Below are 25,481 nucleotides of genomic sequence, written 5' to 3' on the forward strand. Positions count from 1 at the left end.
AAGGGCCTGTGGTGGTTGATGACGCCTTGGCTTTTGCCGAGGCGAGTTCGAGTGCGTCAAGCCAACATCGAGGCAGCCCAGGCAGCAGCATTCCGCGATGCGCAGGTGCAGGCAGGCTTGCAATTGGTTCGGGAGAGCATGACTCGCCCCACCGGCTCTATTGCAAAGTCGGGTCCGAGCGGCACGGATGCTCTGAGTGAGATGCGAGAGGCCGCGGCTGGTGATGCTGCATTTCTGTCACCCTGGCCGCGCCAGGATGAAGCAGAGATTGACGACGTGTGGTCGGCCGCCAGATGGTGCATCGATTTGGCGAGATCGCATCCGGAGATCCGAGGGGTCTTGCCTCGCAAGGTGGCAAATCCAGAGGGAGATGCCCCTCAATGGACGCCGGAGGGTGAGAAGGCACTGGCTTCGCTTTCGCCAAGAGCTCTTTCCTGCGTGATGGCGCTGCTCGAGAGCGAGCCTTCGTCCCGTGCGAGGCAGGTCTTCCTGTTCCAGGAGGAGCTCCGGTCACTGGTGCCGCATGGCTTGACCCCGGCTGGGTGGCCACATCTCCTGCCTTGGTTCATGCGCTACGGCTTGGTGGCCGGCAAGCTGCGCGTCGAGGAGGTCTGGTGGCTTTTTCTCGAGGCGGCCCGGGATCCCCGTCGCGAGCTGATGCTGGCCCATGCGTTCACGCCTGCGTGGCAGCAGAAGCACCCGGACGGCACAACAGTCTTCGGGCGCGAGGCCTTTGCCGCATGGTTCGCAGTCGAATACACGGCTTCCGGCGATTGGTTGAATGCTGCGACCTGGCCGGAGTGGGAAGATCCCGCTTCTCAGATCCGTGCCGGCTATGTAGCCACGGAGTCTTGGAGGGCCGCCCATCCTGATGCATTCGCCGACGCCTCGCGCGCGGGTGCGCTGGTGACCTGGTTGGCGTCGCCGGAGAGCCCGTTGTCCGAGGCGCTGCGTGCGTGGTGTGCCGAGCTCGATCCTTCGGTCCTGGGTGCCGAACTGGCGAAGCCGGGTGTCAATGTCATCGGCCATTTCTGCTACCCCTCCGGTCTTCGGGTTTCCGTCGAATCGTTGGTGACTGCACTGGGCTTGAATGAGGTGGTGACTTCATTGCGCGACATCCGGACCGATGCGAAGGACGACCCCCGCCATACCGACTTCCGCGGCTTTGAAAGCCATGACATCACGATCGTTCATGTGCAGCCCGAGCCCTTGCTCGATACCGCCTATGAGCGCTCGGATCTCTTCGAGCGATTGCCGCGTCCGTACCGGATCGGCTATTGGTATTGGGAGTTCGACTCCATTCCCGATTCATGGGTTGGGCATGCGCAGAAGGTGGACGAAGTCTGGGCTGCCACCGAGTTCGTAGCGCGCGGCCTGCGCGAGCGTCTCGCTCTTCCAGTTCGGACTCTGTTTCCCGGTGTTCAGTTGGCGCCTTATGCTCGACGCGGCAAATCGCACTTCGGCATGAGCGAGGAGCCCTACACCTTCCTCTTCGTGTTCCACATGATGAGCGTGATGGAGCGAAAGAACCCGCTGGGATTGATACGTGCATTCAAGGCGGCCTTTGGCGAAGACGATGGCGTGCGCCTCGTGCTCAAGACATCCTTCGGTGATCGGCATCCGGGGCAGTTCGACGTGTTGAAGAAGGCTGCGGTCGGCGACAACATCGTCCTTATCAACGAGGTCTACACGCCTGACAACCTCCTCTCGCTGATGGATGCCTGCGATGCCTATGTGTCGCTCCATCGAAGCGAAGGCCTGGGTCTGACGATGGCCGAGGCAATGCTCATGGGCAAGCCGGTGATTGCAACCAATTTTTCAGGCAACGTCGACTTCATGGATGAGACCAACAGCCTGCTTGTGTCGTACAAGCTTGTGAAGCTGGGCCAATCCATTCCGCCCTATGACGCCGAACTCGAATGGGCAGAGCCATCCGAGGAACATGCCGCCCAACTCATGCGACGAGTCTATGACAACCGGGAATGGGCACGTGGACTAGGAGCGCAAGCCAAGGCAAGCGCCGAAATGAATCTATCGCTCCAGCACGCCGGCAAGAAGATCAAGGATCGTCTCCAGGAGATCAAGGCAGCACAGCGGGACTCGCAAGCGGGACGCTGAGAGCGGTGCCCGCCGGCGGTGGAGGGCAGGCAGGCGTCCGTTACTGCTCCACGATCCGCCCATGCTCGAGGTGGATCACCCGATTGCATTCCTTGGCGATGAGCTCCGGCGAGTGCGACGCGAGCACCAAAATGCCGGACTTCGAGACCACGTCGCGCATCCGCTTCTCTGCCTTCTCGGTGAATTCCGCGTCGCCAACGGAAAGCCACTCGTCCATCAACAGGATATCGGCCTCGACGCTCGTCGAGATCGAGAATGCGAGCCGCATCATCATGCCGGTCGAGTAGGTGCGCACAGGCATGTTCACGTATTCGCCCAGACCGCTGAACTCGCAGATCTCGGGAGTGAGGCGGTCGATGTCCTTCTTGCTCATGCCCATCACGAGGCCACGCAGCATGATGTTTTCCACACCTGTTGCGTCCATCTCGATGCCCAGCGAGGGGTCGATCAGGCTGGCCACGGTGCCCTGGCGCGCGAATTCGCCTGACGACGGCTCGTAGACCCCGGCAAGCGTGCGCAGCAGGGTCGACTTGCCCGCGCCGTTGTGGCCGATCAGCCCGAGCCGATCTCCGCTCTTCAGTTCGAGGTTGATGCCGCTGAGCGCCTGCACCACGGTCACGCCGGTTTCCTTGCCGAACCGGCCGCCGGTCACGGAAGCCGCAAGCGTCTTCTTGAGCGAGTTCGCGCCGGCCCCGTAGATCGGGAAGTTGACGGCGACGTTCTTGAGTGAAATGAAAGCCATGGATCAGAGCCAGTAGACGACGCGGCGGCGGTACTTCGAGAACACCAGGATGGCCAGCGCCACGCAGAGCACCGTCCAGAACAGGATGCCGATCCAGCTGTGGATGTGCGCGGTGCCACCCATCAGCGGCGTGCGGAGCAGGTCCAGCATCTGCGCGAAGGGGTTCCACAACACGTACTTGGCGCGGCCGGGGAGGTTTTCAGGCAGCCAGAAGACCGGAGTAAGGAACATCAGCATCTGCATCACGCTGGTGACGATCTGCGTGACGTCTCGATAACGCGTGCAGATCAGCCCCAGCAGCAAGCCGAGTGCATGCGCATTGATGATCAGGACAACGAAGGCCGGCACCACCATCAGTACCGACCAGGACAGCGAGACTCCGGCCCAGATCGCCACCGGGATGTAGAGCACGATCTGGTGCGCGAACTGGATCAGGTTGCGTGCCAGGCTGCGCCAGACGAACAGGCTGATCGGGAAGTAGCCCTGCTTGAGGTAGTTGGACGATCCGACGAAGGCATTGCAGGCGTCCGTCACGATGCTCGAGAAGAAGGCCCAGAAGATGATGCCGAGCGCAAGGTGAGGGAAGAAGCGCGAAAGCTCGCTGCCGAACAGGGAGCTGTAGAGCGGTCCCATGCCGGCGATCATCACGCCCATGCTCAGCGTGAGCCACATCGGCCCGAGCATGGAGCGGCGATAGCGAAGGACGATGTCGAACCAGGCGAGGGTCCACCAGATGTCGGTGCGGCGGGTGCCCTGCCACCAGTCGGACAGGGCGCTTCGATGTAGATTGGAGTGGACTTGACTCATGTACGGCCGTAGGTGTCTGCAAGGCGGACGATGTCGTCTTCGCCCAGGTACCCGCCGCATTGGACCTCGATGAGCACCAGTTCCTCATCGCCAATGTTGGTCAGGCGATGTTTTTCCTTAAGGGGAATGTAGCGATATTGGCCGGGGAGGGTTTCGTACTCGGTCTCTCCGATCTGCACGATCGCGCGTCCTTGCACCACCACCCAATGCTCCGCGCGCTGATGGTGATACTGCAGCGACAGTGCCTCGCCGGGGCGCACCGTGATGCGCTTGACCTTGTAGCCTTCTTCTTCCTTGAGCGAGGCGTAGGTTCCCCAGGGACGATGGACCACCGGCGGGAGATGCACCGTCTCGTGCTTGCGGGCCTTGAGCACGTCGACGACCTTCTTCACTTTCTGTGCGCTGTCCTTGTGAAGCACCAGGAGCGCGTCGGGCGTGTCGACGATGACCAGGTCGTGAACGCCCACGGTGGCAACGATCTTCGGGCCATAGCTCTCGACCTGCACATGCGTGCCGGTCGTATCGAGAGCCACGACATCGTCGGGAAGGGTGTTGCCGCTGGCATCGGGCGTCAGCGCGTTGGACACCGCGGGCCAGGAGCCCACGTCGCTCCAGCCGAACTTGGCAGGAACGACATGCACGTTGGAGGCATGCTCCAGCACCGCGTAGTCGATGCTGATGTCCGGCTGCAGGCCGAACGCGTGCAGGTCGAAGTTGACCGCGTTGCCGGAGGCCTTCGAGGTTTCCAGCGCATGCCTTGCCGCACGGATCACGTCGGGCGCGTGCTTCTCCAGCGCCGCGATGATCGTGTCCGCCGTGAAGGCGAACATGCCGCTGTTCCAGTAATAGCGGCCCGTCGCCAGGTATTTCTGGGCGGTCTCCAGGTCGGGCTTCTCGACGAAGCGCTTGACCGACTGGCTCTCGCGCGAGACGTGTTCGACTTCGATGTAGCCGAAGCCCGTGTCGGGGCTCGTCGGGCTCACGCCGAACACGACGAGATTGCCTTCCTGCGCCAGGCGGAAGGCCTCGGTGGCGCTTGCGACGAAAGCTTCCACGTCCGGGACGAGATGGTCCGCGGACAGGACGAGCATCACGGTGTCGCCGCTGAACTGGCGAACGCATTGAAGCGCTGCCAGCGCGATGGCCGGGCCGGTGTTGCGCCCCTTGGGCTCGAGAAGGAAAGTCGTGGCGGGCGGGTCGCTCATCTGCCCGAGCACGTCCTTCGTGAGGAAAAGGTGGTCCTTGTTGGTCACGACCATCAGGTCGCCGGTGCCGCATGCCTGCCCACGCTCGACGGCTTGCTGAAGCAGAGTGGAATCGCCGAGCTTCATGAACGGCTTGGGAAAGGCCTGGCGCGAAGCAGGCCAGAGCCTGGAACCGGCGCCTCCCGAAAGCACCACAGAGAGTAGCCTCATCGTTTTCCTTTAGCTTTTTAACCGGCCAATTTTACGGGAGCCCTCCGGTGGACTGGCCGGGCGGACGAAACGCCGGCCTTCCGCCCTCTTTGTTGCGGCTGGTTGCGAAGATAATGCCCTCCCGCAAGGCCCGCGGCGCCAGGTCCGGCATCGCCCCGGCTGATTCAGCTATTCGTCAAGGCTCCGTCCCGCCCGTCCCTCGGGTGCCCAATCTCTCTATGAAATCTGTCTATCGATTCATCCTCGGCCTGGCCGGACTCTGGCAAGGACCCGGAATGATGGGGCGCGTGCAGCGGGCATGGCGAATGTTCAACAAGTCGGGCTGGCCGGGCATCCGTTGGGAGCTCGGGCGGCGATTCGGCGGCTACAACGACTACACGAAGTGGGTGCAGCGCTACGACACCCTGACGCCCGAGCTGCGCGAGAAGATCGTCCAGCGCGTGGCCGCCATGAAGGACCGGCCGCTGATTTCGGTCGTGATGCCCACCTACAACCCCAAACCGGCCTGGCTTCGCGAGGCCATCGAGTCGGTGCGCAGCCAGATCTACCCGAACTGGGAGCTCTGCATCGCGGACGACGCCTCGCCTTCCGCCGAGGTGCGCGAGATCCTCAAGTCGTACAGCGAGAGCGATCCGCGCATCAAGGTCGTATTCAGACCGAAGAACGGCCACATCTCGGCGGCCTCCAACAGCGCGCTCGAGCTGGTCTCCGGCCCCTGGGTCGCGCTCATGGACCATGATGACCTGCTGCCGGCCCATGCGCTCTTCTGGGTTGCCGATTGCATCGCCGCCCATCCCGACGTGAAGCTGATCTACTCGGACGAGGACAAGGTCGACGAGGGTGGTCACCGCTTCGGGCCCTATTTCAAGTCGGACTGGAACGTCGATCTTTTCCGCTCGCAGAACATGTTCAGCCACCTGGGCGTGCTCTCGACCGAGCTCATGCGCTCGGTCGACGGCTTCCGCGTGGGCATGGAGGGGTCGCAGGACTGGGATCTCGTGCTGCGCTGCATGGAGCGCGTCGAGCCCGCGCAGATCCGCCACATTCCGCGCGTCCTGTATCACTGGCGCGTGCACGTCGAAAGCACCGCCAAGTCGATGAATGCCAAGCCCTACGCCGCCCTCGCGGGCGAACGGGCGCTGAACGAACACTTCGAGCGCACCGGCGTGCGGGCAACGGCCGAGCACCTCGATTTCGGGTATCGCGTGCATTACGCCTTGCCCGATGTCTTACCGTTGGTTTCCGTGATCATCCCGACGCGTAATGCCTTGCAGCTCACGCGGCAGTGCGTCCAGTCGATTCTGGAGAAGACCAGCTATTCGAACTACGAGATCATCATCGTCGACAACGGCTCCGACGATCCCGACACGCTGGCCTGGTTCAAGCGCATCGCCGCCGAGAAGCCGAATGTCCGCGTTCTACGCGACGACCGCGACTTCAACTACGCGGCGCTGAACAACGGCGCGGTGAGGGTGGCCAACGGCGAGCTCGTGGCGCTGGTCAACAACGACATCGAGGTCATCACGCCCGACTGGCTGAGCGAGATGGTGAGCCTTGCGCTGCAACCAGGCGTGGGAGCCGTGGGCGCGCGGCTGTGGTTCCCGAACAGGACGCTCCAGCATGCGGGTGTGATCCTCGGCGTGGGTGGCATTGCCGCTCATTCGCACCGTCGCATGCCGATGGGCCGCGAAGGCTATGCCGGCCGCGCGGCGCTGATCCAGTCGCTTTCGGCGGTCACCGCTGCCTGCCTCGTGATCCGCAAGGGCCATTACCTCGAGGTCGGCGGGCTCGACGAAGTACACCTGAAGGAATCGTTCAACGACATCGACTTCTGCCTGCGGCTTCGCGAGGCGGGCCTGCGCAATGTCTGGACCCCCTATGCCGAACTGTTCCATCACGAGTCCGCGACCCGTGCCAAGGATGTCTCGCCGCAGAAGCAGGCGCAGTTCCAGGAAGAGGCTGCCTACATGCACAAGCGCTGGGGCGACCTGATCCAGAACGACCCTGCCTACAGCCCCAACCTGATGCTGGCCCGAGAGGACTTCAGCTACGCCTGGCCGCCCCGCGTGGCGCCGGTCTGACCTGATGGCCCTCGAAGTCTCGGTCGCGCTGTGCACCCGCAACGGCGCGCGCTATCTCCCCGACCAGGTGCGCAGCATCTGCGCGCAGGAGCCCCTGCCGCGGGAGATCGTGCTGTCCGACGACGGCTCCTCCGATGACACCCTGGCCGTAGTGCGCGACACCCTCGCGCAGTGCGGCGTGGCCGACCGCATCGCGCTGCGCGTGTTCAGCAACTCGCCGCCGCTGGGCGTCACGCGCAACTTCGAACAGGCTGTGCGCGCCTGCAGCCACGACCTCATCGCGCTGTGCGACCAGGACGATGTCTGGCATCCCGGCCGGCTCGCGCGCATGGTGGCGCAGTTCGAGGCCCGGCCCGATCTGCTGCTGCTCCACACCGACGCACGGCTCGTCGACGGCGACCTGAAGCCGCTGGGCTCCACGCTCTTCCACGCGCTCGAGGTGCAGCCTGCCGAGCTGGAAGCCATCGCGAGTGGCGAGGCCTTCGGCGTGCTGCTGAGGCGCAACCTCGTGACGGGCGCCACGACGATGTTCCGCAAGACATTGCTCGATGCGGCGCTGCCGTTCGCGCCCGAGTGGGTGCACGACGAGTGGCTCGCTGCCGTGGCCGCGGCCACCGGCCGCGTGGACGTGCTCCCCGAACCGACCATCGACTACCGCCAGCACGGCAACAACCAGATCGGCGCGCGTCGGCTGACGTTGTCCGAGAAGGTGGCGAAGGCCTTCGTTGCGCGGGGCGACAAGCACGTGGCGCGGCTGCGCCGGGCCGAGGCGCTGCTGCAGCGCCTGGAGCAGCTCGGTGGGCGGGTGCGGGCAGGTTGCCTGGATGCGCAGCGCGACAAGGCCGCACATCAGCGGTTCCGGGCCGGATTGCCGGCGGCGCGTCCGCTGCGCCTGCTGCCGATCCTTCTGGAGGCCGCGCGCGGCCGCTATGAACGCTTCGGCCGCGGCAAGCAGGCCATCGTGCAGGACGTCTTCGAGCGCGGCTGACCGTCTGCGCTGAACGGCTTGCTAGCGGCCTTGCAGCCGCAGGTACCGCCAGAACGAGGCCGACAGCCACACCTTCAGCAGGCTGGTCACGTGCCAGTACAGGTATTTCTTGCTCCGATGGCTCTCGCGCTGCGCGTCGTGCCGGGCGAGCAGGTTCTCGCCTACCTGCAGCTTCCAGCCCGCGAGCCGGGTGCGGGCGCAGATGTCGAAGTCCTCGCCGTACATGAAGAACTTCTCGTCGAAGCCGCCGACCTGCCGGTATGCCTGACTGCGAAACAGCATGAACAGGCCTGGAATCCAAGCCGGCACCGTCGGCCGCACGTAGCCGGGCTTCTTTCTTCCTACGATTTCCAGCGGCGTGAGCAGCGCCCGGTGCGGCTCCGGCTCGGTCTTGCCGGGCTCCAGGATGCGCGGCGTCAGCAAGCCGGCGTCCGCCGCAGCCTGTGCGAGCAGCGGGGACAGCACGTCGTTGTCGAAGCGGATGTCGGGGTTCAGCACCAGGAACCACTCGGTGTCGCAGCGCTCGAAGGCCTGGTTGTGATTGGCCCCGAAGCCCTTGGGGCTCGCGTTCTCGATCCTCTCCACCCTGAAGCCCCAGTTGCGGCCGGCAAGAACGTCGGCCTCGGGGATGTTCAATGTAAGCAAAACCTTGTCGATGACGGCGCGGCTGTGCCTGTCCAGCTGCTCGAGCAGCGGCAGCACCAGTGCGAGCTGGCCGTGGCTCACGATCGAAATGGTGACGGGAAGGCGGGAGGGGGAGGGCGTGGGCATGGTCTAATTTCGCCCGGGAATTCTAGGGTTCCCCAACCCCCACACATGATTGCTCTGATCGTCATCAGTTTCTTCGTCGCCGCCTTCTCGGTCCAGGTGTTCATGCGACGTGCGCGGCGGCATGCCCGCCTCTACGGCGCCGACATGCCCCAGCGCTTCCACAAGGGCCACGTGCCGCGCCTGGGCGGTGCGGGCATCCTGTTGGGCATGGGGGCCGCCTGGCTGGCCGCTGGCATCACTGGTACCGACCCGTTCAATGTGTCGTGGCCGGTCACGACCTCGATGCTCACGCTGGTGTGCATCCTGCCGGCGGTGCTGGGCGGCATCGTCGAGGACGTCACCCAGCGCGTGAAGGTGCGCTACCGGCTGGGCCTGACCATCGGCTCGGCGCTGCTGGTGTGCTGGCTGCTGGGTCTGGGCGTGGCGCGCACCGGCTTCGAGACTGTCGACGGCTGGCTGGCGATGGTTCCCTATGCCACCGTGCTCTTCGCGGCGCTTGCCATCGGCGGCCTGCCGCATGCCTTCAACATCATCGACGGCTACAACGGGCTCGCGGGCACCGTGGCCGTGCTGGTCTGCCTGGCGATTTCCCACGTGGCGCTGCAGGTCGGCGATCGGCAACTGGCAGCCATGGTGATCTGCCTGGTCGGTGCCACCTTCGGCTTCCTGGTGTGGAACTACCCGCGCGGCAAGATCTTCGCCGGCGACGGCGGTGCCTACGTCTGGGGCATGGTGATCGCCGTGGCCTGCGTGACGCTGGTGCAGCGCCACCGCGTGGTGTCGCCGTGGTTTCCGATGCTGCTGCTGATCTACCCGGTGTGGGAAACGCTGTTCTCCATCTACCGCAAGCTGGCGCGCGGCCAGTCGCCCGGCACCGCCGACGCGCTGCATTTCCACCAGCTGATCTTCCGCCGCATCGTGCGCGTGGCCTTCGCGGACGACGAGGCGCGGCAGCTGCTGGCGCGCAACAACCGCACTTCTCCGTATCTCTGGATGTTCGCGGCCCTGTCGGTGGTGCCTGCGGTGCTGTTCTGGAACAACACCATCGTGCTGATGTTCTTCTGCCTGCTGTTCGTCACCACCTATGTGGGCGCCTATCTGATGATCGTGCGCTTCAAGGTTCCCCGCTGGCTGCGGCCCTGACGACATCTTTCTTTGCGAGAATTTCCCCCGTCCTTCGCTTCGGAGCCTGACCGCCCATGACCGACCCCGTCCTCAACATCCCCCCGCGCGACAAGGCCGAGATCCTGGCCCAGGCGCTGCCGTACATCCGCAAGTTCCACGGCAAGACCATCGTCATCAAGTACGGCGGCAACGCCATGACCGACCCGGCGCTGCAGGCCGACTTTGCAGAAGACGTTGTGCTGCTCAAGCTGGTCGGCATGAACCCGGTGGTGGTGCATGGCGGCGGCCCGCAGATCGAGGCGGCGCTCAACCGCCTGGGCAAGAAGGGCAGCTTCATCCAGGGCATGCGCGTGACCGATGCCGAGACCATGGAAGTCGTCGAATGGGTGCTGGCCGGCGAGGTGCAGCAGGACATCGTGGGCCTGATCAACCAGGCCGGCGGCAAGGCCGTGGGCCTCACGGGCCGCGACGGCGGCCTGATCCGAGCTCAGAAGCTCAAGCTGGCCGACCGCGCAGATCCCAACGTGCATCACGACGTCGGCCAGGTCGGCGACATCGTCTCCATCGATCCGAGCGTGGTCAAGGCGCTGCAGGACGACGCCTTCATCCCGGTGGTCAGCCCCATCGGCTTCGGCGAGGAGAACGAGAGCTACAACATCAACGCCGACGTCGTCGCCGGCAAGCTCGCCACCGTGCTCAAGGCCGAGAAGCTCATGCTCCTGACCAACACGCCCGGTGTGCTCGACAAGGACGGCAAGCTGCTCACCAACCTCAGCGCGCGCGAAATCGACGACCTGTTCGCCGACGGCACCATCTCCGGCGGCATGCTGCCCAAGATCGAAGGCGCGCTCGACGCGGCCAAGAGCGGCGTGAACGCGGTGCACATCATCGACGGCCGCGTGCCGCACGCGATGCTGCTGGAAATCCTGACCGACCAAGCCTACGGGACGATGATCCGCGCCCGCTGACGGGCCGGGTGGGCGCGTGCTTACTGCGCTGTGCGAGAATCAATTGATTACATCTTTGCACGCGCTCCCATGCAGAACGAAGAGACGACAGGTGCTTCCGGCGTAGACACGCCGACGGAAACGTCCACCCCTCCGGTGCGCAAGCGCCCGAAGCCGGGAGAGCGGCGCGTGCAGATCCTGCAGGCCCTGGCCTCCATGCTGGAGCAGCCCGGCGCCGAGCGGGTCACCACCGCCGCGCTGGCGGCCCGGCTCGAGGTGAGCGAAGCCGCGCTGTACCGTCACTTCGCGAGCAAGGCCCAGATGTTCGAGGGCCTGATCGACTTCATCGAGCAGAGCGTCTTCACGCTGGTCAACCAGATCCTCGAGCGCGAGGGCACCAACGGCGCCCAGCAGGCCGCTCGCATCCTCACGTTGCTCGTGCAGTTCGCCGAGCGCAACCCCGGCATGACCCGCGTCATGGTGGGCGACGCGCTGGTCTACGAGAACGAGCGCCTGCAGCAGCGCATGAACCAGTTCTTCGACAAGATCGAAGCCACGCTTCGCCAGGTGCTTCGCGGCGCGGCAGCGGCCGACGGCTCGGCCACGCCCAGCGTCGACGCGCAGGTGCGCGCCGCGGCGCTCACCGCCTTCGTGGTGGGGCAGCTGCAGCGCTTCGCGCGCTCGGGCTTCCGCCGCGCGCCGTCCGAGCACCTGGAAGCGACGATCGCGCTGATCGTCTGACGTCTGACGGGGTACCCTGCAGGGGCCCCGGCCGGCTCGCCTTGAGCTTTCCCGCGGAGTAGCATCGTCCAGCCCCTCGCCGCCAGCCCCGGTGGCGAGCCGATGTTTGCCCTGTTTCCTCCACGGAGGGCGCATGAGCCTTGGCACGGTCGGTCCGATGGAGCCCCGCTCGTCGCGGGTGCCTGCGCATGCCTGATGCGGCGCGCGACCACCAGGGCCTGCGGACCATCCTCCTCACGGCGGTTGCCATGCTCGCGTTCGCGGCCAATTCGCTGCTGTGCCGGCTCGCGCTGCAGCGCAAGGGCATCGACCCGGCGAGCTTCGGCAGCGTCAGGCTCGTGGCGGGAGCGCTCATGCTGGGGCTCATCGTGCGCTTCAGGGCACAGGCGCCAGCCTCGTCGGCCCTATCGGCCCGCGCCGACTGGCTGGCGGCCGTCATGCTGTTCGGCTATGTCGCCTTCTTTTCCTTCGCCTATCTCAGCCTGCCGGCGGGCACGGGCGCGCTGATCCTGTTCGGGGCGGTCCAGCTGACGATGTTCGGCGTGGGCCTGCGATCCGGCAGCGAGCGCTTCGGTGCGCTCGCATGGCTCGGCTTCGCGATGGCCGCCGGCGGGCTCGTCTACCTCGTGTCGCCGGGCATTGCCGCGCCGCCATTGCTGGGAGCCGTGCTGATGGCGGTCGCGGGCGTGGCCTGGGGCGTGTATTCGCTGCGGGGCCGTGGCGTGGCCGATCCGCTGGCCGCCACCGCGCGCAACTTCACGCGGGCCGTGCCGCTGGCACTGGCGCTGAGCCTGGTGTTCGTGGCCAGCGCCCACGCGGATGCGACTGGCCTCGTGCTCGCCGTCGCCTCCGGCGCGCTCACCTCGGGGCTCGGCTACGTGGTCTGGTACGCGGCACTGGGCCGCCTCGGCGCCATGCGCGCGGCCACCGTGCAGCTGTCGGTGCCGCTCCTGGCAGCGTTCGGCGGCGTGCTGTTCCTGTCGGAGGCGATCACGCCGCGGTTGGCGGCGGCCTCCGTGGCGATCCTGGGCGGCATCGCGCTCGTGCTCAGCCAGAAGTCGCGAAGCGTCGCCCGCCGGTAGCAGCCGGTGTCAGGGCCTCAGGCGACAGCCACGCCCACCTTGGCGCCCGCCGCGACGATTTCGCTCCAGGTCGCGTCATCCACCCAGATCCCGTCCTTGCGCCGCGCCACGCGCGCCTTGCGCTCCGGCTCGCCGGCGATCTGCACTTCGTCGAAGCCCTGTCCGGGCGGGCTCTGCCGCAGCCAGCCGACGAATTCCCGCGCTTCCTCGTCGAAGGACTTCTGCGTGCCCAGCCGCGCCGGGTCGATCAGCACCGTCAGCATGCCGTTGAGCACAGTGCGCGCCGCGTCCGCCGGCCGGTGCCAGGTGCCGCCGCCCGTGAGCGCGCCGCCGAGCAGCTCGCAGGCCACTGCCATGCCGTAGCCCTTGTGCTCGCCGAAGGTCATGAGCGCACCGAACAGGCCGTTGCCCTGCGGCACGACCACCACGCCCGGGTCGTTGGTCGGTGCGCCGTTCTCGTCGATCAGGTAGCCGTCGGGCACGCGCTCGCCCTTGTTGTGCGCCACGCGCATCTTTCCCTGCGCCACGCGGCTGGTCGCGTAGTCGAGCACGAAGGGCTCCGCGCCCGAAAGAGGAATGCCGATGCAGCACGGGTTGGTTCCGAAGCGCCCGTCGCCGCCGCCCCAGGGCGCGACCACCGGCCGCGACAGCACGTTGACGAAGTGCATGGCCACCAGCCCCTGCGCCGTCGCCATCTCCGCGAAGTGCCCGATGCGCCCCAGGTGATGCGCATGGGCCAGCGTGAAGATGCAGCTGCCGTGCTGCTTCGCCCGTCCGATGCCCAGCTCCATCGCCTGCACACCGACGATCTGCCCGTAGCCGTGCTGGCCGTCCAGGCCCATCAGCGTGCCGATGTCGAGGTTCACGCGCACCGCGGCGTTCGGCTTCAGGCCGCCTTCGGCCACCGCGTCGATGTAGCGCGGCAGCATGCCCACGCCGTGCGAGTCGTGGCCGCTCAGGTTGGCCAGCACCAGGTTGGCCGCCACCTGCTGCGCCTCGGCGGGCGAGCTGCCGGCGGCTTCGAGGATGCGGGCGACGTTGGCCTGCAGCTCGTCTGCATTCAGTGTTCTGGACATGGATCAGGCTCCTTTCGCGTTCAGCGTGATGGCGTAGAGCGACGTGGTCGCGCAGATGAAGAGGCGGTTGCGCTTGGGGCCGCCGAAGCACACGTTGGCGACGCGCTCGGGCAGCAGGATCTTGCCCAGCAGCGTGCCGTCGGGGTGGTAGGCGTGCACGCCGTCGAGCGCGCTGGTCCAGATGCGGCCTTCGGTGTCGAGGCGGAAGCCGTCGAACAGGCCGCTGGTGCATTCGGCGAACACCTCGCCGCCGCTCAGGCTGCGGCCGTCGGCGCCCACCTTGAACTTGCGGATGTGCCGCGGACCGTCCGGCGCATGGCTCGCGCCCGTGTCGGCGATGTAGAGCAGCGACTCGTCGGGCGAGAAGGCCAGCCCGTTCGGCTTCACGAAGTCGTCGGCCATGAGCTCGACTTCGCCGCTTTGCTGATCGATGCGGTAGACATGGCAGGCGCCGATCTCGCTGTCCGCCTTCAGGCCCTCGTAGTCGGAGAGGATGCCGTAGCTCGGGTCGGTGAACCACACGGCACCGTCCGAATGCACCACCACGTCGTTCGGCGAGTTGAGCCGCTTGCCCTTCCAGTGAGAGGCCAGCACGGTGATCGTGCCGTCGTGCTCGGTGCGCGTCACGCGCCGCGTGAGGTGCTCGCAGCTGACGAGTCGGCCTTCGCGGTCGACCGTGTTGCCGTTCGTGTTGTTCGACGGCTCGCGGAAGGTGCCCACCGTGCCGTTGACCTCGTCGAAGCGCAGCATGCGGTTGTTCGGAATGTCCGACCACACCAGCGTGCGGTGCGCCGCGAACCACGCGGGGCCCTCGCACCAGCGCGCGCCGGTCCACAGGCGCTGCACGCGCTCGGGGCCCGGAATGCAGCCCTTGAAACGCGGGTCCAGTTGCTCGAAGCCGGTGCCTTCCAGGAAGCCGAAGGGGAGAGTCGCCATGCTGTTCCTCGTCGTCGATGGGGTCGTTCGTTCAGGTCACATCACCGCGCCGACCTGCCACGGCACGAATTCGTTCTGGCCGTAGCCGTGCTGCTCGCTCTTCGAGTGCGCGCCCGAGGCCGTCGCGAGCACCAGCTCGAAGATGCGCTGGCCCATCTCCTGGATCGAGGCCGTGCCGTCCACGATCTCGCCGCAGTTGATGTCCATGTCTTCCTCCTGCCGCTGCCACAGCGCCGAGTTGGTCGCGAGCTTGAGCGAGGGCGAGGGCGCGCAGCCGTAGGCCGAGCCGCGCCCGGTGGTGAAGCAGATCAGGTTGGCGCCGCCGGCCACCTGCCCGGTGGCGCTGACCGGGTCGTAGCCGGGCGTGTCCATGTAGACGAAGCCGTGCGCGGTGACGGGCTCCGCGTATTCGTACACCGCCTCGAGGTTGCTGGTGCCGCCCTTGGCTACCGCGCCCAGCGACTTCTCGAGAATGGTGGTGAGCCCGCCCGCCTTGTTGCCCGGCGAGGGGTTGTTGTTCATCTCACCTTCGTTGATCTCGGTGTAGTGCTCCCACCACTTGATGCGGTCCACCAGCTTCTGGCCGACTTCGCGTTTCACCGCGCGGCGCGTGAGCAGGTGCTCGGCGCCGTACACCTCGGGCGTTTCGCTCAGGATGGCCGTGCCGCCGTGCGCCACCAGCAGGTCGACCGCCGCGCCCAGCGCCGGGTTGGCGCTGATGCCCGAGTAGCCGTCCGAGCCGCCGCACTGCAGCCCGATGGTGATGTGCGCCGCGCTGCAGGGCTCGCGCTTCACCGCGTTGGCGCGCGGCAGCATCTCGTTGATGAGCGCCACGCCCTTCTCGACCGTCTTGCGCGTGCCGCCGGTGTCCTGGATGTTGAAGGTGCGGAAGTTCTCGCCTTCGGCCAGGTGCCCGGTCGCGAGCCAGGCGTTGATCTGGTTGGCCTCGCAGCCGAGGCCGACCACCAGCACGCCAGCGAAGTTCGGGTGCGTGGCGTAGCCCGTCAACGTGCGTTCCAGGATCTGCATGCCCATGCCCTGCGTGTCCATGCCGCAGCCGGTGCCGTGGGTGAGTGCCACCACGCCGTCCACGTTCGGGAAGGCCGCCAGCGCCTGCGGGTTGGTCTTGCGCGAGAAGTGGTCGGCGATGGCGCGCGCGGCCGTGGCCGAGCAGTTCACGCTGGTCAGCACGCCGATGTAGTTGCGCGTGGCCACGCGGCCGTCGGCGCGCCTGATGCCCATGAAGGTGGCTTCGCGCTTCGCCGGCGCGGGCTTCACGTCGGCGCCGAAGGCGTAGTCGCGTTCGAAGTCCCCCTTGTCGGGGCCCATGTCGAGGTTCTGCGTGTGCACGTGCTCGCCGGCGGCGATGGGGCGGCTCGCGAAACCGATGATCTGGTTGTAGCGGCGCACCGGCTCGCCCTGGCCGATGTCGCGCATCGCGATCTTGTGGCCTGGCGGGATCAGGCCGCGCACGGCCACGCCTTCGACGGCGGTGCCGCCGAGCAGCTGGGAGCGCGCGATGACGACGTCGTCGGCGGGGTGGAGTCGGATGTAGGGAGTCATCGTGGGTTTTCTTCTCGTATTCAGGAGGCCGGATTCAGGAGGCCCGACTCAGGAAGCCTTCGTGCGGCGCCAGCTCGCGCTGAACCGCTGGTGGAACTTGTCCATGTGCTCGTGCATGGCGCTGCGCGCGGCGGCCGGGTCGCGCGCGGCGATGGCGTCGAGGATCAGCTCGTGCTCGCCGATGGCCTCCTGCCACGACTCCATGGTCTCGAAGTAATCGATCATCCGGGCGAAGATCGGCCCGTGCCGCGACTCCCAGAAGCCCTGCACCGTCTCGGTCAGCACCACGTTATCGCAGGCGTTGACGATGGCCAGGTGAAAGGCGCGGTCGCCCTCGTGGGGCACCTCGTTGCGCGCGGCCATGTCGCGCATCATGCGGATGGCGCGGCGCATGGCGTCCACGTCCTTGCGCTTGCCGTGCTGGGCCGCGGTGGCGGCGGTCTCGCCCTCCACCATGCGGCGCGCGCGGATGATCTCCAGCGGCCCCCATTCGATGCCGGCCGCACCGTTGGGGGGCGGGGGCGTGCGCTGCGAGCGGTCGAGCACGTACACGCCCGAGCCGGTGCGCACCTCGACCCAGCCCTCCACCTCCAGCGCGATCAGCGCCTCGCGCACTGAGGGCCGGCTCACGCCCAGTTGCCGGGCGAGGTCGCGCTCGGCGGGAATGCGCGCGCCCACCGCGAACTCGCCCTTGCCGATGAGCTCGCGCAACTGTTCGGCAATCTGGCGGTAGAGGCGCTGGGGTTCGAGGGTCTGGATCGGCACGGAAACGGTGGGGAGGGAAGGAGGCGGAAGGAGTTAAGGGTTGTCCTGAATTGGCCAAGTGGTCAGGCCAATTCAGAATACGCCATATCGCCCGGACCATCATCGGGCCTAACCCGAGGACACGGCCCCAGGACATGGCCCGAGGAGACGCCCCATGAGATCGAAGGTAAAGACCGCCCCGGTCACCGCCGCCGGCCGGGGCATCGCGGCATGAACCAGCTCGACTTCAAGGGCCGCCACGCGGTCGTCACCGGCGGTGCCACGGGGTTGGGCTTCGGCATCGCGCAGCGGCTCATCGCCTCGGGCGGCAGCGTCACGCTGTGGGACCGAGACGAGGAGGCCGCCGCGAAGGCCGCCGAATCGCTGGGCCCCAGGGCCTTCGCGCTGAAGGTCGACGTGTCGCAGCAGCCTTCGGTCGCCAAGGCCGTGGCCGACACGCTGGCGCATGCGCCGCATATCGACGCGCTGGTCAACAGCGCCGGCATCACCGGCCCCAACACGAAGCTGTGGGACTACCCGGTGGACGCCTGGCGCCAGGTGATGGAAGTCAACATCAACGGCGTGTTCCTGTGCTGCCGCGAGGTGGTGGCGCAGATGCGCACGCAGGGCGACGGCGGCGGCTACGGGCGCATCGTCAACATCGCCTCGGTGGCCGGCAAGGACGGCAACCCCAACGCCAGCGCCTACAGCGCGAGCAAGGCGGCCGTCATCGGCCTGACCAAGTCGCTCGGCAAGGAGCTCGCCGACACGGGCATCCGCGTGAACTGCGTGACGCCCGCGGCGGTGAAGACGGCCATCTTCGACCAGATGACGCCAGAGCACATCGGCTTCATGCTCTCGAAGATTCCCATGGGCCGCTTCGGCACGGTGGAAGAGGTGGCCGCGATGGTCGGCTGGCTTTGCACCGAAGACTGTTCGTTCTCCACCGGCGCGGTCTTCGACCTCTCCGGCGGACGCTCCACGTATTGATCAATTCAATGCACTGAAAACTGAAAGGAAAGCATGAAACTCGTCCGCTACGGCAACCCCGGCAAGGAAAAACCCGGCCTCATCGACGACAACGGCCAGCTGCGCGACCTGAGCGCCGTCGTCAAGGACATCGGCCCCGAGCAGCTCGGCGACGCCGCCCTGGCCAAGCTGCGCAAGCAGAAGATCGACAAGCTGCCGCTGGTCAAGGGCAAGCCGCGCTTCGGTTGCCCCGTGGCGAACGTGGGCAAGTTCATCGCCATCGGCCTGAACTACGCGGACCACGCGGCCGAGTCCGGCCTGCCGGTGCCCAAGGAGCCAGTGGTCTTCACCAAGGCCAACAGCTGCGTCCAGGGCCCGAACGACCCGGTGATGCTGCCCAAGGGCTCGGTCAAGACCGACTGGGAAGTCGAGCTCGGCGTGGTCATCGGCACCCGCGCGCGCTACGTGCCGCAGAAGAGCGCGCTCGACTACGTGGCCGGCTACTGCACCATCAACGACATCAGCGAGCGCGAGTACCAGATCGAGCGCGGCGGCACCTGGGACAAGGGCAAGGGCTGCGACACCTTCGGCCCCATCGGCCCGTGGCTGGTGACCCGCGACGACGTGCCCAACCCGCAGAAGCTCGCGATGTGGCTCGACCTGAACGGCCAGCGCGTGCAGACCGGCAGCACCAAGACCATGATCTTCACCGTGGCCAAGATCGTGAGCTACGTGAGCCAGTTCATGACGCTGATGCCGGGCGACGTCATCACCACCGGCACGCCTCCCGGCGTCGGCATGGGCATGAAGCCGCCGCTCTTCCTGAAGAAGGGCGACGTGATGACACTGGGCATCGAAGGCCTGGGCGACCAGCGCCAGGAAGTGATTCCCTTCAAGCTCTGAGCCCGGCCGGCTCATTCATGGCCATGGCGCGGCGCACCCAGGCGTGTGCGCCGCGTCCCTCCCGAAGAATTTCAAGAACAACGGTGGTGGAGACAGACGATGAGACGGTTGGTGATGAAGGCGCTCGTGCTGGGCGCAGGGTTGATCGTGGGCGCGGCGAGCATCCAGGCCGCCCCGGTCACGCTGAAGTGGGCGCACGGCTACGAGACCAGCGAGCCGTTCCACACGCAGGCCGAGGCCATGGCGCAGAAGATCAAGACGGCCACGGCGGGGCGCGTCGAGATCCAGATCTTTCCGGCCAGCGCGCTGGGCGGTGAGGCCGACTACAGCAAGAAGCTCGCTTCCGGCGAGATCGACATGGCCTACATCGGCCTCAACGTGCTCTCGCGCGACTACGCGCCGCTGGGCGTGGTGGGCTTTCCCTTCCTGTTCACCGACCCCGACCACGTGCGCCGCTTTCTCGTGAGCCCGGTGTTCGACGAGCTGCGCAAGGGCTACGAGACGCAGAGCCGCAACCGCCTGATGGCCGCCATCTACTACGGCGCGCGGCACATCACCTCGAACAAGCCGGTCAACGCGCCGAAGGACATGCAGGGCCTGAAGCTGCGCGTGCCGGACGCGCCCACCTACAAGCTCTTCGCGAAGAGCATGGGCGCCACCGCCACGCCGATGCCCTTCGCCAAGGTGTACGACGCGCTCAAGAGCGGCGAGATCGACGCGCAGGAGAACCCGCTGCCGACCATCCTCGCGAAGAAGTTCTACGAGGTGCAGAAGAGCGTCACGCTCACGGGCCACATGTACGACATGCTCGGCATCGTGATCTCGCCCGGCGCGCTGCAGCGCATGAGCGAGAGCGATCGCACCATCGTGAATGACGTCATCCGCAAGGACGCCGTGTGGGCCAGCGTGCAGATCATCGCGCGCGAACTGGTGGCCGAAGGCAAGCTGGGCGAGACCGGCATCAAGGTGATCCGGCCCGATCGGTCGGCTTTCGTCGAGGCGGCGTTGAAGACCGTGTCGCCGACCGAACTGCAGGCGCGGCCGGGCGACTACGAGAAGATCCGCGACCTGGTGAAACCCGGGGCGCATTGAGGCTCTCCGCCGCCTGTCTGCGATCATCCGTCGCATGCAGGCGCCTCCGGTCCATCGCTGCCAGGTCTTCGGCTCCCCGTGGGAGGGCGTATACGGCACGTCCATCGACAGCGCGCTGCACTACGGCCGGCACTGGCACGCGACCTACGGGCTGGGTCTGCTCGAGCAGGGCGCCCAGAGTTCGGCCAGCGGGCGCGGCAAGGTCGATGCCTATGCGGGCGACCTGATCACCACCAACCCCGGCGAGGTGCATGACGGGCAGCCGCTGGGCGAGCCCTCGCGGCGCTGGCGCATGGTGTATCTCGATCCGGGCGTGATGGCGGGCATCAGGGGCGACGCCGGTCTGGACGTCGAGTTCACGCGGCCCGTGCTCAAGGACGACCGGCTGCGCCACACGCTGCAGCGGCTGTTCGTGCGGCTCGACGCGTGGCACGCCGACAAGGAGGGCCGTGCGGAAGAGCTGGCCTGCGAGGAATCGCTGGTCGAGGTCTGCGGCCTGCTGCTCGAAGCGCATTCCACGAGGCCGCCACCGCCTTCATCCACGGCCGGCGGCGACATGCGCCGCCTGTGCGAGCGGTTGGCCGACGACCTGCACGAGCCGCCGAAGCTCTCCGACCTCGCCGAGATGGCCGGCCTCAGCCGCTACCAGGTGCTGCGCCGCTTCGAGAAAGCCTACGGCGTGCCGCCCCATGCATGGCTGCTGCTGCAGCGCGCCGAGCGCGCGCGAGGCCTGATCCGCCGCGGCACGGGCCTTGCCGACGCCGCGGCCGCCAGCGGCTTTGCCGACCAGAGCCACATGACGCGCATCTTCGCGCGTCACTTCGGCTTCACGCCCGGCGCGTGGCAGCGGGCCTGCCGCTAGGCCCTGTTCAGCGCAGCACGCGGATCAGTTCGTCGTACACCAGCCGCACGCGCGCCGGCACGGGTGCGCGTTGCGAGCGGTACACGTAGATCGGCCATGGCTCGGGCGCCTCGGCCTGGAGCACCGGCACCAGCGCGCCGGTCTCGATCGGGGGCTCGGCCAGCGAGCCGATCAGCTGGGCGAAGCCCAGGCCCGCGAGCACGGCGGCGCACTCGGAGTCGAAGTCGTCGGTGACGAAGGCCGGCGAGGTGATCGCGAGCTGCCTGTCCTTGCGGAACATCATCGGCCAGGGCCGGCCCGACTTGCGGTCGATGAGCGCTGTGAGCGGCATCGAGGCGAGCGCGTCGATGGTCTTCGGCACGCCGGTGCGCGCGATCAGAGAGGGCGCGGCCACCACGTGCAGCGCCATCCGGCCGACCGGCCGCGCGACGAAGCGCGCGTCGCGCAGCGGGCCGACGCGCACGCCGATGTCGATCTGCTCGCCGACCACGTCGGCATGCGATTCCGATACGCGCAGGTCGAGCACCAGGCCCGGGTGCGCGGCGAGCATCGGCGCCAGCGCCTTCGGGATGAGTTGCCGCCCGAAGATGCCCGGCGCCGTGACGCGCACCGTGCCCTCGTGCTGCGAAAGCGCACGGCGGTCGGTGCGGTGGAACAGCTCGTCGACGCCGCTCAGCGCGGTGCGCGCCCGCTCCAGCAGCCGACGGCCGAAGTCGGTGAGCTGCACGCCGCGGGTGCTGCGGTGGAAGAGCGGTTCGCCGAGTTCGTCTTCCAGCTCGCGCACCGCGCGCGTCACCACCTGCGGCGACACAGACAGCCGCGCGGCGGCATCGCGGAAATTGGCGGCATCGGCGGCAGCGCAGAACACGCGCAGGGCTTCGAGGCGGTTGGACATGGTGTGGAGGGTTCCTTTTCAAGGAATTCTGAAGTCGCCAGAGTTTCATTTACGGGAACGCGTGGATTTTCCACACTGCATGCACTTCTTCAACACCTCGTTCAAGCCAACCGAAAGGAATTTCCCATGACATCCGTTCAAGACAACATCAAGGGCAAGGTCGCCATCGTCACCGGCGCGAGCAGCGGGCTCGGCGAATCGACGGCACGCCACCTGGCCGCGCGCGGCGCGAAGGTGGTGCTGGCTGCACGCCGTACCGACCGGCTCGACAAGCTGGTCGCCGAGATCCGCGAAGCCGGCGGCGAAGCCATCGCCGTGGCCACCGACGTAGCGAAGCGCGCCGACCTCGAGAAGCTCGCCGACGCTACCGTCGAAGCCTTCGGCCGCATCGACGTTCTGGTCAACAACGCGGGCGTGATGCCGCTGTCGCCCATTCACAAGCTCAAGGTCGACGAGTGGGACCGCACCATCGACGTCAACATCAAGGGCGTGCTCTACGGCATCGCCGCGGTGCTGCCGCGCATGCAGGCGCAGGGCAGCGGGCATATCGTCAACGTCGCGTCCATCGCCGGGCTGAAGGTGTTCACGCCGATCGGCACCGTCTACAGCGCGACCAAGCACGCGGTGCGCGCCATCTCCGAAGGCCTGCGCGTGGAAGTGGGCAACAGCGGCGTGCGCGTGACCATCGTGTCGCCCGGCGCGGTCGAGTCGGAACTCAAGCTCGGCAGCACCGACGCCGAGAGCGCCGCCGGCGTGAAGGCGTTCTACGAGGCCAACCAGATCCCGGCCGATTCGGTGGCGCGCGCCGTGGTCTACGCCGTGGAGCAGCCCGCCGACGTGGACATCAACGAGGTCGTGCTGCGGCCCGTGTCGCAGGAGTTCTGACCTCAGGGGCCGTACGGCCCTGAAAGGGAGGAATGCGGGACGGACCCGATTGCGGTCCGTTTCGCATCAATTAACCTTCAATAGCCAAAGGTTAATTGCTGCGGCTGAAGTGCAAAGCCCTGCAAAATAGAACGACCGTTCGTTTTTGCATGGAAATTCCACGATGACCGCAGCAGCCGTTCCCGCCAAGCCCGCGCGCGCCGCCCAGAAAGGGCAGCAGACCAAGGCCGTCATCGTCGACGCCGCGCTGGCACTGGCCGCGCAGATCGGCCTCGAGGGGCTGTCGATCGGCGCCGTGGCCGAAATCACCAAGATGAGCAAGTCGGGCGTCTTCGCCCACTTCGGCTCGCGCGAAGAACTTCAGATCTCTGTGGTGCGCGAATACCACGCGCGCTTCGAGCAGGAAGTGTTCTTCCCCGCCCTGAAGGCGCCGCGCGGCCTGCCGCGCCTGCGCGCCATGTTCGCCAACTGGATGAAGCGCACCTCGACCGAGATCGACTCGGGCTGCATCTACATCAGCGGCGCCTCCGAATTCGACGACCGCCCGGGCCCGGTGCGCGACGCGCTGGTCGAGTCGGTCAGCATCTGGCAGGCCGCCGTGCTGCGCGCCATCGTGCAGTCGCAGAGCGAAGGTCACCTGCGCGCCGACGCCGATGAGCGCCAGGTGGCGTTCGAGATCCACGGCCTGATCCTCGCGCTGCACTACGAAGCGCGCTTCCTGCAGGTGCCCGGCTCCATCGGCCGCGCCAACACCGGCTTCGACAACATCCTCGCGCGCGCCGCCACGCCCGACGCGCCCAAGCCCGAAGCGGCCGCCGCACCGGCGGGCCGTCGCCTCAAGACCGTGCGCTGACCGAAGCGCGCGGCTCGTCCCTTTTTCGTTTTCCCTTTCTTTTTTCTATCTAGCTTCGACCAGGAGAGTTCCGGATGCCTACCTACAACCCCCCCGTACGCGACATGCAGTTCGTGCTGCACGAAGTGCTCAACGTCGCCGAGGAGCTCAAGGCGCTTCCGGCCCATGCCGAGACCGACGCCGACACCATCAACGCGGTGATCGAAGAGGCCGGCAAGTTCGCCGCCGAAGTGACCTTCCCGCTGAACATCAGCGGCGACGAGGAAGGCTGCACGCTCGACAAGAACACGCATGAAGTGAAGACCCCCAAGGGCTTCAAGGACGCCTACGCCAAGTACGTCGAAGGCGGCTGGCCCGCGCTGTCGTGCGACCCGGCCTTCGGCGGCCAGGGCCTGCCCTTCGTGGTCAACCAGTGCCTGTTCGAGATGCTCAACAGCGCCAACCAGGCCTGGACCATGTACCCCGGCCTGTCGCACGGCGCGTACGAAGCGCTCGCAGCGCACGGCACCGACGAGCAGAAAAAAACCTATCTTCCCAAGCTCACCAGCGGCGAATGGACCGGCACCATGTGCCTGACCGAGCCGCATTGCGGCACCGACCTCGGCCTGCTGCGCACCAAGGCAGAACCGCAGCCCGACGGCACCTACCGCATCACCGGCAACAAGATCTTCATCTCGGCCGGCGAGCACGACATGACCAGCAACATCATCCACCTGGTGCTGGCACGCCTTCCCGACGCGCCCAAGGGCAGCAAGGGCATCAGCCTGTTCGTGGTGCCGAAGTTCAAGGTCAAGGCCGACGGCTCGCTGGGCGAGCGCAACCCGATCTTCTGCGCCGGCCTGGAGCACAAGATGGGCATCCACGGCAACGCCACCGCGCAGATCGTGATCGAAGGCGCCGTCGGCACCATGGTGGGCGAGCCCAACAAGGGCCTGGCCGCGATGTTCGTGATGATGAACGCGGCCCGCCTGGGCGTGGGCAACCAGTCGCTGGGCCTGACCGAAGTGGCCTACCAGAACGCGCTGGCCTACGCCAAGGACCGCATCCAGATGCGCTCGCTCTCGGGCGTGAAGGCCAAGGACAAGGAAGCCGACCCCATCATCGTGCACCCCGACGTGCGCAAGATGCTGCTCACGGCCAAGGCGTACGCCGAAGGCGGCCGCGCGCTGCAGATCTTCTGCACGCTGCTGCTCGACAAGGAACACAACCACCCCGACGAGAAGGTGCGCAAGGACTCCGGCGAACTGGTCGCGCTGCTGACCCCCATCGTCAAGGCCTTCATCACCGACAACGGCCACACCGCGACCAACGCCTGCATGCAGGTCTTCGGCGGCCACGGCTTCATCAAGGAATGGGGCATGGAGCAGTTCGTGCGCGACAACCGCATCAACATGATCTATGAAGGCACCAACACCATCCAGTCGCTGGACCTGCTGGGCCGCAAGGTGCTGGGCAACAACGGCGCCTCGCTGAAGAAGTTCGGCAAGCTCGTCGCGAAGCTGGTGGAAGAAGAAGGCGTGAACGAGAAGATGGCCGAGTTCATCAACCCGATCGCCGGCCTGGGCGACCAGCTCACCAAGTTCACCACCGAGATCGGCTTCAAGGGCTTCCAGAACCCCGACGAAGTGGGCGCCGCTGCCGTCGACTACCTGCGCGTGGCCGGCCACTTCGTGTTCGGCTACCTGTTCGCCCGCATGGCACAGGTCGCGCTGCGCGAGATCGCCGCCGGCAACACCGACCCGTTCTACGTCGCCAAGCTGCAGACCGCGCGCTTCTACTTCGCCAAGCTGTTCCCCGAGACCGCGACGCTGATGCGCACCGCGCGCGCCGGCAGCAAGGTGCTGATGGACACCGACGCCGCACTGGCCTGAAGCCGCGGGTCTTTC

General features: G+C 66.7%; 23 protein-coding genes. 14 read left to right on the top strand and 9 right to left on the bottom strand.

The features are described 5' to 3' along the window. The first annotated feature begins 51 nt into the window (after positions 1 to 51). Complete coding sequence (locus tag SFB74_RS04550; protein WP_432729543.1) at positions 52 to 2,118, top strand: glycosyltransferase family 4 protein; 2,067 nt, start codon at positions 52 to 54, stop codon at positions 2,116 to 2,118. A gap of 40 nt (positions 2,119 to 2,158) precedes the next feature. Here the strand turns inward: SFB74_RS04550 and SFB74_RS04555 are convergent, their stop codons facing one another. From SFB74_RS04555 to SFB74_RS04565, 3 genes are read right to left on the bottom strand one after another with little or no spacing between them, the layout of a single operon-like run. Then, a complete protein-coding gene (locus SFB74_RS04555) occupies positions 2,159 to 2,860 on the bottom strand; it encodes an ABC transporter ATP-binding protein (protein WP_432729544.1) in 702 nt (233 codons plus the stop codon). Between the two features lie 3 nt (positions 2,861 to 2,863). Then, positions 2,864 to 3,667 (bottom strand): ABC transporter permease, encoded by an 804-nt coding sequence (locus SFB74_RS04560; protein WP_432729546.1) that lies wholly within the window; start codon positions 3,665 to 3,667, stop codon positions 2,864 to 2,866. Further along, positions 3,664 to 5,082, bottom strand: coding sequence for a mannose-1-phosphate guanylyltransferase/mannose-6-phosphate isomerase (locus tag SFB74_RS04565; protein WP_432729547.1), 1,419 nt, complete (start codon positions 5,080 to 5,082; stop codon positions 3,664 to 3,666). The genes SFB74_RS04560 and SFB74_RS04565 overlap by 4 nt, the downstream gene beginning before the upstream one ends. Before the next feature lie 305 nt (positions 5,083 to 5,387). On the opposite strand from SFB74_RS04565, the gene SFB74_RS04570 reads away from it, so the two are divergent. Together SFB74_RS04570 and SFB74_RS04575 are read left to right on the top strand one after the other, a co-directional pair. Next, positions 5,388 to 7,163 carry a glycosyltransferase family 2 protein gene (locus SFB74_RS04570; RefSeq protein WP_432729548.1) on the top strand — a complete coding sequence of 592 codons (1,776 nt, stop codon included), beginning with the start codon at positions 5,388 to 5,390 and terminating at the stop codon, positions 7,161 to 7,163. Positions 7,164 to 7,167: 4 nt separating this feature from the next. Continuing rightward, the gene (locus SFB74_RS04575) at positions 7,168 to 8,151 is read left to right on the top strand and encodes a glycosyltransferase family 2 protein (protein ID WP_432729550.1); all 984 of its coding nucleotides are present in this window, start codon (positions 7,168 to 7,170) and stop codon (positions 8,149 to 8,151) included. A 21-nt stretch (positions 8,152 to 8,172) separates the two neighbouring features. Here the strand turns inward: SFB74_RS04575 and SFB74_RS04580 are convergent, their stop codons facing one another. Next, a complete protein-coding gene (locus SFB74_RS04580; RefSeq protein WP_432729551.1) occupies positions 8,173 to 8,922 on the bottom strand; it encodes a glycosyltransferase in 750 nt (249 codons plus the stop codon). A gap of 45 nt (positions 8,923 to 8,967) precedes the next feature. Here SFB74_RS04580 and SFB74_RS04585 point away from each other — a divergent pair, with 45 nt between their 5' ends. The 4 genes from SFB74_RS04585 (at position 8,968) to SFB74_RS04600 (ending at position 12,817) form a co-directional block, all read left to right on the top strand. Beyond that, positions 8,968 to 10,065: an MraY family glycosyltransferase gene (locus SFB74_RS04585; RefSeq protein ID WP_093207307.1), complete on the top strand. Its 1,098-nt coding sequence runs from the start codon at positions 8,968 to 8,970 to the stop codon at positions 10,063 to 10,065. Positions 10,066 to 10,121: 56 nt separating this feature from the next. After that, positions 10,122 to 11,015: an acetylglutamate kinase gene (argB, locus tag SFB74_RS04590; RefSeq protein ID WP_093353940.1), complete on the top strand. Its 894-nt coding sequence runs from the start codon at positions 10,122 to 10,124 to the stop codon at positions 11,013 to 11,015. 69 nt (positions 11,016 to 11,084) lie between these two features. After that, entirely contained in the window at positions 11,085 to 11,735 is a 651-nt protein-coding gene (gene slmA, locus SFB74_RS04595) for a nucleoid occlusion factor SlmA (RefSeq protein ID WP_432729552.1), read from the top strand. A gap of 188 nt (positions 11,736 to 11,923) precedes the next feature. Beyond that, positions 11,924 to 12,817 carry a DMT family transporter gene (locus tag SFB74_RS04600; RefSeq protein ID WP_432729553.1) on the top strand — a complete coding sequence of 298 codons (894 nt, stop codon included), beginning with the start codon at positions 11,924 to 11,926 and terminating at the stop codon, positions 12,815 to 12,817. A 17-nt stretch (positions 12,818 to 12,834) separates the two neighbouring features. Here the strand turns inward: SFB74_RS04600 and SFB74_RS04605 are convergent, their stop codons facing one another. Genes SFB74_RS04605 through SFB74_RS04620 form a run of 4 tightly spaced genes read right to left on the bottom strand, consistent with a single transcriptional unit; the run spans position 12,835 to position 17,157 of the window. Further along, entirely contained in the window at positions 12,835 to 13,893 is a 1,059-nt protein-coding gene (locus SFB74_RS04605; RefSeq protein ID WP_432729554.1) for a malate/lactate/ureidoglycolate dehydrogenase, read from the bottom strand. Between the two features lie 3 nt (positions 13,894 to 13,896). Further along, on the bottom strand, positions 13,897 to 14,829 hold the full coding sequence (locus tag SFB74_RS04610; RefSeq protein ID WP_432729555.1) for an SMP-30/gluconolactonase/LRE family protein: 933 nt from the start codon (positions 14,827 to 14,829) through the stop codon (positions 13,897 to 13,899). 36 nt (positions 14,830 to 14,865) lie between these two features. Beyond that, positions 14,866 to 16,392: a UxaA family hydrolase gene (locus tag SFB74_RS04615; protein ID WP_432729556.1), complete on the bottom strand. Its 1,527-nt coding sequence runs from the start codon at positions 16,390 to 16,392 to the stop codon at positions 14,866 to 14,868. A gap of 48 nt (positions 16,393 to 16,440) precedes the next feature. Beyond that, positions 16,441 to 17,157, bottom strand: a complete 717-nt coding sequence (locus SFB74_RS04620; protein WP_432729558.1) for a FadR/GntR family transcriptional regulator — start codon at positions 17,155 to 17,157, stop codon at positions 16,441 to 16,443. Positions 17,158 to 17,367: 210 nt separating this feature from the next. On the opposite strand from SFB74_RS04620, the gene SFB74_RS04625 reads away from it, so the two are divergent. From SFB74_RS04625 to SFB74_RS04640, 4 genes are all read left to right on the top strand, one after another. Beyond that, on the top strand, positions 17,368 to 18,126 hold the full coding sequence (locus SFB74_RS04625; protein ID WP_432729559.1) for an SDR family NAD(P)-dependent oxidoreductase: 759 nt from the start codon (positions 17,368 to 17,370) through the stop codon (positions 18,124 to 18,126). Positions 18,127 to 18,159: 33 nt separating this feature from the next. Then, a complete protein-coding gene (locus SFB74_RS04630) occupies positions 18,160 to 19,008 on the top strand; it encodes a fumarylacetoacetate hydrolase family protein (RefSeq protein ID WP_432729560.1) in 849 nt (282 codons plus the stop codon). Between the two features lie 99 nt (positions 19,009 to 19,107). Continuing rightward, the gene (locus SFB74_RS04635) at positions 19,108 to 20,100 is read left to right on the top strand and encodes a sialic acid TRAP transporter substrate-binding protein SiaP (RefSeq protein WP_432729561.1); all 993 of its coding nucleotides are present in this window, start codon (positions 19,108 to 19,110) and stop codon (positions 20,098 to 20,100) included. Positions 20,101 to 20,134: 34 nt separating this feature from the next. After that, positions 20,135 to 20,962: an AraC family ligand binding domain-containing protein gene (locus SFB74_RS04640; protein ID WP_432729562.1), complete on the top strand. Its 828-nt coding sequence runs from the start codon at positions 20,135 to 20,137 to the stop codon at positions 20,960 to 20,962. Positions 20,963 to 20,969: 7 nt separating this feature from the next. Here SFB74_RS04640 and SFB74_RS04645 read toward each other — a convergent pair whose 3' ends face one another. After that, positions 20,970 to 21,857 carry a LysR family transcriptional regulator gene (locus tag SFB74_RS04645; RefSeq protein WP_432729563.1) on the bottom strand — a complete coding sequence of 296 codons (888 nt, stop codon included), beginning with the start codon at positions 21,855 to 21,857 and terminating at the stop codon, positions 20,970 to 20,972. Positions 21,858 to 21,983: 126 nt separating this feature from the next. Here SFB74_RS04645 and SFB74_RS04650 point away from each other — a divergent pair, with 126 nt between their 5' ends. The 3 genes from SFB74_RS04650 (at position 21,984) to SFB74_RS04660 (ending at position 25,466) form a co-directional block, all read left to right on the top strand. Beyond that, positions 21,984 to 22,742, top strand: coding sequence for an SDR family oxidoreductase (locus SFB74_RS04650; protein WP_432729564.1), 759 nt, complete (start codon positions 21,984 to 21,986; stop codon positions 22,740 to 22,742). A 163-nt stretch (positions 22,743 to 22,905) separates the two neighbouring features. Next, a complete protein-coding gene (locus SFB74_RS04655; RefSeq protein WP_125948184.1) occupies positions 22,906 to 23,595 on the top strand; it encodes a TetR/AcrR family transcriptional regulator in 690 nt (229 codons plus the stop codon). A 74-nt stretch (positions 23,596 to 23,669) separates the two neighbouring features. After that, positions 23,670 to 25,466 carry an acyl-CoA dehydrogenase C-terminal domain-containing protein gene (locus tag SFB74_RS04660; protein ID WP_432729565.1) on the top strand — a complete coding sequence of 599 codons (1,797 nt, stop codon included), beginning with the start codon at positions 23,670 to 23,672 and terminating at the stop codon, positions 25,464 to 25,466. Positions 25,467 to 25,481: the final 15 nt, after the last annotated feature.

Origin of the sequence: Variovorax xiamenensis, from assembly GCF_050916385.1 — a bacterium.
GTDB lineage: Bacteria > Pseudomonadota > Gammaproteobacteria > Burkholderiales > Burkholderiaceae_C > Variovorax.

What these genes read in the sequence shown, in the direction of transcription:
- SFB74_RS04605 (WP_432729554.1), bottom strand. Translation starts at nt 13,893, where the DNA reads ATGTCCAGAACACTGAATGCAGACGAGCTGCAGGCCAACGTCGCCCGC.
- SFB74_RS04615 (WP_432729556.1), bottom strand. Translation starts at nt 16,392, where the DNA reads ATGACTCCCTACATCCGACTCCACCCCGCCGACGACGTCGTCATCGCG.
- SFB74_RS04610 (WP_432729555.1), bottom strand. Translation starts at nt 14,829, where the DNA reads ATGGCGACTCTCCCCTTCGGCTTCCTGGAAGGCACCGGCTTCGAGCAA.
- SFB74_RS04660 (WP_432729565.1), top strand. Translation starts at nt 23,670, where the DNA reads ATGCCTACCTACAACCCCCCCGTACGCGACATGCAGTTCGTGCTGCAC.
- SFB74_RS04630 (WP_432729560.1), top strand. Translation starts at nt 18,160, where the DNA reads ATGAAACTCGTCCGCTACGGCAACCCCGGCAAGGAAAAACCCGGCCTC.
- SFB74_RS04635 (WP_432729561.1), top strand. Translation starts at nt 19,108, where the DNA reads ATGAGACGGTTGGTGATGAAGGCGCTCGTGCTGGGCGCAGGGTTGATC.
- SFB74_RS04645 (WP_432729563.1), bottom strand. Translation starts at nt 21,857, where the DNA reads ATGTCCAACCGCCTCGAAGCCCTGCGCGTGTTCTGCGCTGCCGCCGAT.
- SFB74_RS04655 (WP_125948184.1), top strand. Translation starts at nt 22,906, where the DNA reads ATGACCGCAGCAGCCGTTCCCGCCAAGCCCGCGCGCGCCGCCCAGAAA.
- SFB74_RS04580 (WP_432729551.1), bottom strand. Translation starts at nt 8,922, where the DNA reads ATGCCCACGCCCTCCCCCTCCCGCCTTCCCGTCACCATTTCGATCGTG.
- SFB74_RS04555 (WP_432729544.1), bottom strand. Translation starts at nt 2,860, where the DNA reads ATGGCTTTCATTTCACTCAAGAACGTCGCCGTCAACTTCCCGATCTAC.
- SFB74_RS04625 (WP_432729559.1), top strand. Translation starts at nt 17,368, where the DNA reads ATGAACCAGCTCGACTTCAAGGGCCGCCACGCGGTCGTCACCGGCGGT.
- SFB74_RS04585 (WP_093207307.1), top strand. Translation starts at nt 8,968, where the DNA reads ATGATTGCTCTGATCGTCATCAGTTTCTTCGTCGCCGCCTTCTCGGTC.
- slmA (WP_432729552.1), top strand. Translation starts at nt 11,085, where the DNA reads ATGCAGAACGAAGAGACGACAGGTGCTTCCGGCGTAGACACGCCGACG.
- SFB74_RS04570 (WP_432729548.1), top strand. Translation starts at nt 5,388, where the DNA reads ATGTTCAACAAGTCGGGCTGGCCGGGCATCCGTTGGGAGCTCGGGCGG.
- SFB74_RS04575 (WP_432729550.1), top strand. Translation starts at nt 7,168, where the DNA reads ATGGCCCTCGAAGTCTCGGTCGCGCTGTGCACCCGCAACGGCGCGCGC.
- SFB74_RS04650 (WP_432729564.1), top strand. Translation starts at nt 21,984, where the DNA reads ATGACATCCGTTCAAGACAACATCAAGGGCAAGGTCGCCATCGTCACC.
- argB (WP_093353940.1), top strand. Translation starts at nt 10,122, where the DNA reads ATGACCGACCCCGTCCTCAACATCCCCCCGCGCGACAAGGCCGAGATC.
- SFB74_RS04600 (WP_432729553.1), top strand. Translation starts at nt 11,924, where the DNA reads ATGCCTGATGCGGCGCGCGACCACCAGGGCCTGCGGACCATCCTCCTC.
- SFB74_RS04560 (WP_432729546.1), bottom strand. Translation starts at nt 3,667, where the DNA reads ATGAGTCAAGTCCACTCCAATCTACATCGAAGCGCCCTGTCCGACTGG.
- SFB74_RS04640 (WP_432729562.1), top strand. Translation starts at nt 20,135, where the DNA reads ATGCAGGCGCCTCCGGTCCATCGCTGCCAGGTCTTCGGCTCCCCGTGG.
- SFB74_RS04565 (WP_432729547.1), bottom strand. Translation starts at nt 5,082, where the DNA reads ATGAGGCTACTCTCTGTGGTGCTTTCGGGAGGCGCCGGTTCCAGGCTC.